This is a genomic window from Collinsella sp. LCP19S3_A6, from assembly GCF_052122015.1.
Lineage (GTDB): Bacteria > Actinomycetota > Coriobacteriia > Coriobacteriales > Coriobacteriaceae > Collinsella.
Window position 1 is genome coordinate 1 of sequence record NZ_JBQKDD010000035.1, and the last position, 458, is coordinate 458.

At 54.8% G+C, this 458-nt stretch carries 1 protein-coding gene; it reads right to left on the bottom strand.

Annotation, left to right across the window (positions count from 1 at the left end; genetic code table 11):
• Positions 1–104: 104 nt before the first annotated feature.
• A partial coding sequence (locus ACTQVX_RS08860; RefSeq protein ID WP_441560941.1) for a hypothetical protein occupies positions 105–458 on the bottom strand: 354 nt, incomplete at its 5' end.

A 458-nucleotide genomic window follows, 5' to 3' on the forward strand; every position in this document is an offset into this window, starting at 1 on the left:
CGACTAAACGTGCAGCGTGCGCGGGCCCTCCCGACGGGAAACGAAAAAGCCCGGTTTAAAACCGGGCTCGAACAAACACGCCTATTGACAATGGCTTTCTCATATTAAAAGGCGAGCGCGTCAACGGGGAATATCCATACGGCTATATCCCAGACCCGAACAACCGCCACCACCTTATACCCGACCCGGAAACCGCGCCGATTGTCAAACAGGTTTTCGCTATGTTTGTTAGCGGCGTGCGTATGTGCGAAATCCAAAAATGGCTTGCGGAAAACAAAGTCTTGACGATTGGAGCGTTGCGCTATCAGCGTACAGGACAGGCGCGGTATCAGCGGGCAATTAGATGTAAGACGATATGAGAAAGCCATTTGGGTCGCCTCCCCCGCGGCGCAGCTTCTTTTCGCGGGCTCGGGATGCCACAATGGGCTTTGAGTATCGGCCCGTGCGGTAGCCCTTAC